General features: G+C 71.2%; 4 protein-coding genes. All 4 read left to right on the plus strand.

The annotated features are described in order from the left end of the window. The first annotated feature begins 5 nt into the window (after positions 1 to 5). The 4 genes from AC0699_RS13145 (at position 6) to AC0699_RS13160 (ending at position 8,545) form a co-directional block, all read left to right on the plus strand. Positions 6 to 1,943, plus strand: coding sequence for a VMAP-C domain-containing protein (locus tag AC0699_RS13145; RefSeq protein ID WP_478659274.1), 1,938 nt, complete (start codon positions 6 to 8; stop codon positions 1,941 to 1,943). Then, entirely contained in the window at positions 1,943 to 2,965 is a 1,023-nt protein-coding gene (locus tag AC0699_RS13150) for an AAA family ATPase (RefSeq protein WP_478659276.1), read from the plus strand. The genes AC0699_RS13145 and AC0699_RS13150 overlap by 1 nt, the downstream gene beginning before the upstream one ends. Then, on the plus strand, positions 2,962 to 7,674 hold the full coding sequence (locus AC0699_RS13155) for an SAV_2336 N-terminal domain-related protein (RefSeq protein ID WP_478659278.1): 4,713 nt from the start codon (positions 2,962 to 2,964) through the stop codon (positions 7,672 to 7,674). Before AC0699_RS13150 ends, AC0699_RS13155 begins: the two co-directional genes overlap by 4 nt. Before the next feature lie 151 nt (positions 7,675 to 7,825). Next, positions 7,826 to 8,545, plus strand: coding sequence for a lysophospholipid acyltransferase family protein (locus AC0699_RS13160; protein WP_478659280.1), 720 nt, complete (start codon positions 7,826 to 7,828; stop codon positions 8,543 to 8,545). Positions 8,546 to 8,673 lie beyond the last annotated feature (128 nt).

The raw sequence follows: 8,673 nt of genomic DNA on the forward strand, positions 1-8,673 counted from the left end.
CCGTCATGAGCCGGCCCACGCCGCTGTCGCGGCTCCAGGAGCACCTCGGAAACTGTCGCGTCCGCGTCAATGGGGTGACGCAGGGGACGGGCTTCTTCGTCGCGCCCGGCCATGTGGTGACCTGCGCCCATGTGGCCGGGGCGGACCCCGGGACGCGGGTTCCGGTCGTCTGGTGCGGCACGGAGTACGAGGGGATCGTGCTGGCGGCGTCCGCCGCGGCCAAGGGGCGGGAACTGTGGCCGTATCCCGATCTGGCCGTCCTCGAGCTGACCGGAGCGCCTGAGAACCATCCCTGCGTCTGGCTGGACAGCAATCCGCCCCAGCAGGGCACGGCACTGACGGCGGTCGGCTTCTCGGACGTGTACGAAGCCGGTGTACCGGCCGAGCGCTCGGCGGCTCTCACCCGCGGGGGCTTCACCACGCTGCAGAACGGCCGGATGCTGGAGCTGGTGAACGGTGAGGTCAACAAGGGCCTCTCCGGCGGACCGGTGCTGAGCCATGGATCCGGCGGGGTCTTCGCGATCGTCAAGGCGACGCGGAAGAAGGACACCGTCATGGGCGGGCTCGGCACCTCGGTCAGCGCGCTGCGGCTGCTGGACGCCGAGGTCTACCGGAGCGTCGTACGCGCACACGACGCCTTTCACGCCCGCGACCACCGCTGGTCGAGGCTCTCGGACCGTTTGAGCGGGTCCGAGGGGCAGTGCGAGGACGACGAGACCCTGCTCAGCCACGGCGAGAACCGGCGTCTGCTGGCGATGCTGGGGGAACTGCCGCCCACGACTGCGGGTGCCCACAAGTCCGCGTTCGAGGTCGCCGCCGCCGAAGGCTCCGCCCCGCCCGACCGGTACCCGCTGGTGGACCACCGGGATGTCTTCACGGAGCTGGCCGCCCAGATGCCACCGGAACCCGGCCGGCTCCCTTACGAACTCGCCTTCGCCGCGGATCTCGCGCGGCAGGCCGCGGCAGAGGGCCCGGAGTGCCGGGACACGGCGCAGGGGCTGCGGGACGAGGTGCTGATCACGGCGGGCCGGCTGCGGCTGGGCGAGGCGGCCCGGCGACGGCTGACCGACGGGCCTGCCTCGGACGCACGACCGTCGATCATCGGCAGGATCCGCCATTCGCTGCGTGACCGGCGGCTCTACCACGTCATGATGTGGCGCTACCGCTCGGCGAAGGACATCGTGCCGGTGGGTCCGGAGTCCGGCGCGCTGCCGCTGAACCAGGCGATCGAGCATCTGGCAGGGCTGCTGCCGGAGCAGATCGAGATCATGGGCGGCCTCGCCCGGCCGGGCCTGATCGAGCTGATACTCCCGAAGGAGGCCCTCGACGAGGGCTTCCCCGATCTGTCGCTCTGGCCGCAGTTCCCCTTCTACTCGCTCGGCGGCAAGCAGCATGTGGTGCTGCGGCCGCTGGAGCGGCACGAGGCTCCGTCGCTGCACGCCGCCTGGGCCGAGCGCTGGGAGCAGCTGGACGGCAAGGCGGTGGGCGAGACGCTGATCTGTGTGTGCGGGCGCGGCGATCAGCATCAGAGGGCCCTGGCTGCCTCGTTCGACAGCGACCCGACGCTGGCCGCGGTCGCGCTCGCCGGCTCGCCGCGGTCCGCGCCGGTCTCGGACGCGTACCAGGTGGCCGTCGCGTCCGGCGTGCCGATGATGATGTGGCGGCGGGGCAGCGGGCCCTGCGAGCGCCGTGACGGCGGTGCGTGCGGAGTGCCGGGCCGCCAGGCCTGCCCCGGCGGGGCGTTCTACTCCGACGTGTGCGCGGAGCTGGCCGGTGCGCACCGCGACGAACTGCCGGAGAAGGTGCGGCGGTTGCGCATGGAGGCGCAGAAGCCGCGAACGGGCGAGGACCATCTCGGCGAGCACCTCGTACTGCTGTGGGACGACCCACGGCGACAGATCCCCCGACCGCCTTTGGCCCCGGCCGAGGAAGGACGCCCCTGATGAGCGAGTGGCGGATTTACCAAGGCATGAGCGAGCCGCACGACGGCATCGACCGGCTGCCCGACCCGCCCCCGTGGCGGGACTTCGCGCACGACGGTGACGTGACCCCGTTCGACCGGGACGCCGAGGCCGACGGTGGACGGCGACTGCCGCACGCCGACTCCTACCGGGCCGACGAGCGCACGATCGAAGCCGTCAACACCGCCCTCTATCTGCGCCGGCCCCTGCTGGTGACCGGCGACCCCGGTGTCGGCAAGTCGACACTGGCGCACGCGGTCGCGCGCGAGCTGAAGCTCGGCGCGGTGCTGCGCTGGCCGGTCAACAGCAAGACGGTCCTGAGGGACGGGCTGTACCGGTACGACTCGCTGGGCCGCCTGGAGGAGGCCGGAGTCGCCCGGGAGCGCGGCGACGACACGGAGTCCGCGACCGGCGCGGACCTCGGGCGGTACGTACGGCTCGGGCCGCTCGGCACGGCACTCGCGCCGTACGCACTGCCCCGGGTCCTGCTCATCGACGAGATCGACAAGAGCGACATCGACCTGCCGAACGATCTCCTCGATGTCTTCGAGGAGGGCACATTCGAAATCCCGGAACTGTCACGGGTCGCCGACAAGCAGCCCGAGGTCAGGGTCCGTCCGGCCGACGACGGCAAGCCGGTCACCGTCGTGCACGGCACCGTGCGCTGCCGCACGTTCCCGTTCGTCATTCTGACCAGCAACGGCGAGCGCGAATTTCCCCCCGCCTTCCTCCGCCGCTGTGTACGGCTCCATCTCCCGGCCGTCGACGACGACGAACGGCTGCGCGCCATCGTGCGGGCGCATCTCCCCACAGCCGTGGACGACGCCGACGAGGTCATCGGCCGGTTCCTGCGCCATGCCGCTTCGGGCGAGCTGGCCACCGACCAGCTCCTCAACGCCGTCTACCTGGTGAGCAGTACGACGCGCGACGGCGCGCCGGACCTCGACCGGCTCACGGACCTGGTGTTCCAGCATCTCAATGTGACGGTCCCGGCGGAGTCATGATCGAGCGGCTCGGGTCTCTGCTTGCCGCCCTGGACCCGGCGGGGCCGCCGCCGACACCGCGCGAGATCGCGGAACTGCTCTGGCTGGCCAGGGAGTTGCCCGGCGGCACCGAACGGGACGCGGCGATGGATCCCCTGCCACAGCCGCGCCCGGCGCCGCCGTCCGCCGGGACCGGGCCGGATCAGGGCGAGCCGGGGAACGCCGACGGCGAACGGGCCGCGTCGGAGGCGACGCGGCTGTACCTGCCCCCGTCCGACGAGCCGGCGGCCGGAGTGGAGGCGGCAGTCGAGCGGGCCGTCCCCGTCCGTGTCGCGGGCCCGGCGACACTGCCGCGCCGCCGCGAACTGGCACGCGCCCTGCGCCCGCTCAAACGGCGCGTCCCGTCCACGGTCCGCACGGTCCTCGACGAGGACGCCACGGCGGGCCGGATCGCCGATCATCACCACTGGATGCCGGTTCTCGTCCCCGACGCGGAACGCTGGCTCGATGTCTCGGTCGTCCTGGACTCGTACGGCGGGAGTGCCGCTTTCTGGGAGCCGCTCGCCCGCGAACTGCGCACCCTGCTCCAGCAGCTCGGCGCCTTCCGCGACGTACGCCTGCACCACCTGCTCGCCCGTGACGACGGCACTCCCGGCCTCGGGCCGGGTCCCGGGACACCGTCGCCCCTGCTCCGCTCGACGGGCTCGGCCGTCGACCCTACCGGCCGCACGGTCACCCTCGTCCTCACGGACGGAGTCGCACCGGCCTGGCGGACCGGAACCCTGCTCGGGCCGCTGCGGGTGTGGGCGCAGAGCGGTCCGGCCGCGATCCTGCAGACGATTCCCGAGCACGCGTGGGAGCGGACGGCGCTTGCGCCGGAGCCGGGGCGCTTCCGCAGCACCGAGGCCAGCGGCCCCAACTCCCGGCTCCTGTACAGCGGTTACCGGCTCGGCACACCGGTTCCGGAGCGGGGCACCCTGGCCGTACCGGTGCTGGGGATCTCCCCGGAGTGGCTGGGGCCGTGGGCGCACTCGGTCGCGGGACCGGCGGCGTTCGACGCGGCGGCGGTGCTGCTGCCGGGGCAGGCTGCCGCAGCTGCGCCCTCTGTCCCCGAGGGTTACGGACGGAGCGCCGGATTCGAGGACTTCCGTGCCCAGGCGCAGCCGGACGTCTTCCGACTCGCCGCGTATCTGGCGGCCGCACCGCTGAATCTCGCGGTGATGCGGACGGTGCAGTCCGCGATGCTGCCGCACAGCCCGCCGTCCGACCTGGCGGAGATCGTCTTCAGCGGGCTGCTGCGGCGAGTGCCCGGCGGCGGTCCCACCCATGACGCGCTCGACCGCGCCTACGAGTTCGTTCCGGGCGTACGGGAGCGCCTGCTGAGCACGATCCGCCGGGACGAGGCCGATGAGGTGATCGCCGCGGTCTCCTCGTACGTGGACCGCCACGCACCGGCGATCGGCGCACGCTTCACCGCCGCCGTGACGGACCCCGACGGCCCGCTCACCCTCCCGGTGGGCGCGCGCCACTGGGCGGAGGTGCACAACCTGGTGCGCCGGCGGCAGGGCAGGCGGGTGGTGGGGCCGCCGCCGCGGAAACGTCCTGAGCCGGCGGATGCGCCGGAGCCTGTGGCCGAGGTGGTGGCGCCGACCGTGGCGCCGACCGAGGAGGTGTCCGCGCCGCGTTCTCCGGATACGGAACCGGAAGGCCGGCGCTTCCTCATCACCATCGGTGTCTCCCGCTATGAGGACCCGTCATTGCCCGATCTTCCCGGCGTGCGACGTGAGGCCGAGCGGGTGCGCGCGATGTTCGAGGCGATGGGCTATACGCATGTACTGCCGGAGCTCTCTCTCGACCCCAGGGCCGTCGATGTGAGGCGTGGTCTCCACGGATGGCTCGCGGGCACCTCCCTCGGACCGGCGGACGTGGTTGTCGTCCACTTCGCCGGCTTCGCCACAGAAGTGGAGGGACGGACATGTCTTCTGGCATCGGACAGCGCACCCGACATCCCGGCAGCCGTCCTGCCGTTCGAGAGCGGCTTCGACGGTCTGCTGCGCGGGCAGGGCGACCTTCTGTTCCTCCTCGACACCTGTGTGCGAGAAGGCGATGTCATCACCGACCGCTTCCGGAGTTTCCCCTCGTACGAAGGGCGAGGCCGGCTGTCGGTGGTCGGCATGACAGGCAGTTACGAATCAGCTGGGGGAAGCCCGTTCACCCAGGCGCTCCATCAGGTACTCACCGACCCACGGGCCGGCAACGGCACGCCTTTCGTCAGGCTGCGCCATGTGATCCAGCAGGTCAACACGCGCCTCGAAGCGACCCGCACTTCCTGGAACTCGCCGCTGTGGTGGACTTTTCGGGACGACGACGGCAAGGACAGGTTCTTCCCCAACCCCGACTATGTGGCCGGTCCGCGGGCGGATCTCGAACTGCGAGCGGACGCAGACTCGTTCACCGGTCGTACGGCGGCCCTGTCCGCCCTGTCGTCGTGGCTGCGCGAACCGTCGCACGACGGCCGGATCCGGGTGGTGACCGGTGCACCCGGATCCGGGAAGTCCGTCCTCCTCGGCCGGCTGGCCGCGCTCGCCGAACCCGGCAGCCCCGCCCGGCTGGACGCTCCCGCCGACACCACCCCTCCTCCCGACCTGAAGCTGGTGGCGCTGCGCGCGAGCTCCGCCACGCTCGAAGACCTCCGGCGCGAGGTCGCTTCGCGGTGGGACACACGCACACCGCTGACGCTCGTCGTCGACGGTCTCGACGAGGCGACAGGCGGGGAGCGCGAAGGCGTTCGCATCATCCGGGAGTTGCTCCTGCCGCTCGCGTCGGAGGCCGGCGTCCGAGTCATCGCAGGCACGCGGCCCGAGCTCGTCGCGGCCTTCGGCCCCGCGGACGTCATCGACCTCGACAGCGACGCGTTCCGCCTCCTCGATGTCGCCGAATTCGTCCACGACATGCTCCTCGGCGAGCCCGAACCGGGTGGCCGTTCACGGTTTCACGGCACATCGGACGACGCCCGTGCGTGGAGCGAGGCCATCGCCGAGCGCTCGGGCCAGTCGCTTTTCCTGGCCCGGCAGTTCGCCCTCGGAGTCATGGACAGGTTTCGGGCCGACATACCCGTGGAGGAGTTCTGGTCGTCGGAGGTCGCGCTCGCGCTCGATGCCTATGTCGCCCAGTTCGCGGACCGTGATTCGAGGGTCCGGCGTCTGCTGCATGCTCTGGCCTACGCCGAGGGCGACGGCTTCCCCTCGACGTCCGTCTGGTCTGCCGTGGCCACAGCGGTCTCGGGCGGTCTCCTGAGCCTGCCGGAGGACGTCGACTGGTTCCTCAAGCGTGCCGACGGGCTGATCCGGATCTCCCGGCGTGACGAGCAGCGGTTCTACCGTCTCCCCCACGCCTCTCTGGTCGGGCACCTGCGGGCCGGCGACGACGAGCCCCGGCTCCAGGACTCCATCACCTACGCCGTACGCTCGCTCGTTCCCCTCGCATCGGACCCGCGTCGCGGCCGGGAACCGGACTGGTCGCGGGCGCCTTCGTACACGGTCGAGCATCTGGCCACGCATGCTGCCGCATCCGCAGGCGGGGTCGACACGGTGCTGGACGACCCCGGCTTCGTCGTCGCGGCTGCGCCGGCGCAGCTCGTGCCCACCCTCGATTCGGCAGCGTCGCCGCTCGGCCGCGCCACCGCGGAGACCTACCGGACCGCGATCGAGAGCGCTCGCTTCGCGGACCCGAGAGTGCGCCGGGACCTGCTCGCGCTCACCGCGCTGGTGCTCGACCACCACACGCTCGCCGAGCGATTCGCACGGGGAGCCCGCTGGCGACCCCATACGTGCATCCGGGACTTCCCCGTCGCATCCGTGTGCGCGGCGGTCTCCGGCGATGCCGGTCCGCTCGTTGTCGCTGTCGGTTCCGAAGGTACTGTGCTGGCGTTCGACCCAGTCAGGGGCGAGTGGCGCCACACGTTGTCGAGCGTCTCTCCTGTGCGAGCCGTGGGATGCCTGACGCTCGGTGGGCGCCCGTACGTCGTGACGGGTTCCGAGAGTGGCGCAGTCCAGCTGTGGGACCTGCACACAGGTGAGCTGCAGAGATATCTCACTCATCATGCGGGCCACGTCCGCTCCATTATGTGCACCACCGTCGACAGCCACCCCCGTGCCCTCACCGCCAACACCCATGGACTGGTGCACGTGTGGGATCTCGTCGACGGGAGGTTGCGTGCCCAGCTCGGCGATCGGACCGGTACCCCGCAAGCCCTCGCGTGCACCGTCATCGACGGCCGACCGCACGCGGTGCTGAGCGACGGTCAGGACACACAGGTCTGGGATCTCACCGATCAGACGCAGCGCGCCACCTTCCATCACCCGGCCGAAGTGTCCGCGCTGGCCTGCGCCACCGTCGCCGGCGTCCCGTACGCCGTCGCCGGAACCACGAGCGGCACCATTCAGGTCCTGAATCTCGTCACAGGGACGCAACACAACCCTGTCCCGGGTCACTTCGGCTCGGTCGTCGCCGTCACTGCCGGACCGGTCGACGGCCGGCCCCATGCCGTCTCCGCCGGCGCCGACGGCACTCTGTATCTCTGGGACCTGACCCGCATGTCCCCGGAACCGGACATCATCAGCCTCCCGGCACCGGCCACCTCACTGTCCCTGACCGGGCCTTACCTCAGCGCCGTCATGGACGAGAAACTGGTCGTCATCGACCTGCGCCCCGCCACCGGTCAGCCGTGAGGCCACCATCGGCGATTGAGCCGGGCGAGCCGGTCGGAGGCCGTTACACGTGGCGCCGCTGCACCTAAACTGACCGTTCCTGCAGACGCCTGCGACCTGCCGCAACGCAGCCCCTGAGCGCCGCCGATCCGGCGCAGTGAGGAGCTCCTCTGTGTTCTATTACGTGCTCAAATACGTCATTCTGGGGCCGCTGCTGCGGTTGCTGTTCCGGCCCAGGATCGAGGGTCTCGAGCACATTCCCGCGGACGGCGCGGCGATCGTGGCGGGCAATCACCTGTCGTTCTCCGACCACTTCCTGATGCCCGCCATCATCAGGCGGCGGATCACCTTTCTCGCCAAGGCCGAGTACTTCACGGGCCCCGGGCTCAAGGGCCGGCTGACCGCCGCGTTCTTCCGCAGCGCGGGGCAGATCCCGGTGGACCGGTCGGGCAAGGACGCCGGGCAGGCCGCGATCCGCGAGGGGCTCGGGGTGCTGAGGAAGGGCGAGTTGCTGGGGATCTACCCCGAGGGCACGCGTTCGCACGACGGACGGCTGTACAAGGGCAAGGTCGGGGTCGCGGTGATGGCACTCACCGCCGGGGTGCCGGTGGTGCCGTGTGCGATGGTCGGGACGTTCGAGATCCAGCCGCCGGGGCAGGTCGTACCGAAGATCAAGCGGGTGACGATCCGCTTCGGGGAGCCGCTGGAATTCTCGCGCTATGCGGGGATGGAGAACGAGAAGGCGGTGCTGCGCGCGGTGACCGACGAGATCATGTACGAGATCCTCGCGCTGTCGGGGCAGGAGTACGTGGACGAGTACGCCGCGAAGGTGAAGGCGGCTCAGACGGAGCAGCAGCAGTCCAGGAAGTTCCCACGGCTGCGGCGGCGCTGAACGGTCGTGGGAGGGGGGGGGGGGGGGGGGGGGGGGGGCCCCCCCCTCGATGGTTTTGTCCGGGGGACAGGCAGGGGGGGGGGGGGGGGGGGCGTGGTCGCCCCCTTTTGTCGATGGTTGCGGCCTCC

This window comes from Streptomyces sp. NPDC043870 (genome assembly GCF_056435785.1).

Bases quoted from the DNA above. Each gene is read 5' to 3' on its own strand.
- AC0699_RS13145 (WP_478659274.1), top strand. From the start codon at position 6: ATGAGCCGGCCCACGCCGCTGTCGCGGCTCCAGGAGCACCTCGGAAAC.
- AC0699_RS13155 (WP_478659278.1), top strand. From the start codon at position 2,962: ATGATCGAGCGGCTCGGGTCTCTGCTTGCCGCCCTGGACCCGGCGGGG.
- AC0699_RS13150 (WP_478659276.1), top strand. From the start codon at position 1,943: ATGAGCGAGTGGCGGATTTACCAAGGCATGAGCGAGCCGCACGACGGC.